The organism is Pseudomonas sp. DCB_AW (assembly GCF_026240895.1).
GTDB classification, from domain to species: domain Bacteria; phylum Pseudomonadota; class Gammaproteobacteria; order Pseudomonadales; family Pseudomonadaceae; genus Aquipseudomonas; species Aquipseudomonas kermanshahensis.
In genome coordinates this window covers 1-435 of sequence record NZ_JAPFCE010000192.1, presented here as the reverse complement: position 1 = coordinate 435, position 435 = coordinate 1, and the positions used below count along the sequence as shown (strand labels likewise).

At 53.6% G+C, this 435-nt stretch carries 1 rRNA gene; it reads left to right on the top strand.

Features of this window, described 5'->3' with window-relative positions:
- A 23S ribosomal RNA gene (locus tag OO306_RS28220) occupies positions 1–435 on the top strand; the annotation flags it as partial.

Sequence of the window (435 nt, the reverse complement as noted above, 5' to 3'; positions counted from 1 at the left end):
AATATACGGAACCCGGTGCTGGAAGGTTAAGGGGAGAGGTTAGCGCAAGCGAAGCTTTGAACCGAAGCCCCAGTAAACGGCGGCCGTAACTATAACGGTCCTAAGGTAGCGAAATTCCTTGTCGGGTAAGTTCCGACCCGCACGAAAGGTGTAACGATCTGGGCACTGTCTCAACGAGAGACTCGGTGAAATTATAGTACCTGTGAAGATGCAGGTTACCCGCGACAGGACGGAAAGACCCCGTGGAGCTTTACTGCAGCCTGATATTGAATTTTGGTACAGCTTGTACAGGATAGGTAGGAGCCTGAGAAGCCGGAGCGCCAGCTTCGGTGGAGGCGTTGGTGGGATACTACCCTGGCTGTATTGAAATTCTAACCCGCGCCCCTTATCGGGGTGGGAGACAGTGTCAGGTGGGCAGTTTGACTGGGGTGGTTT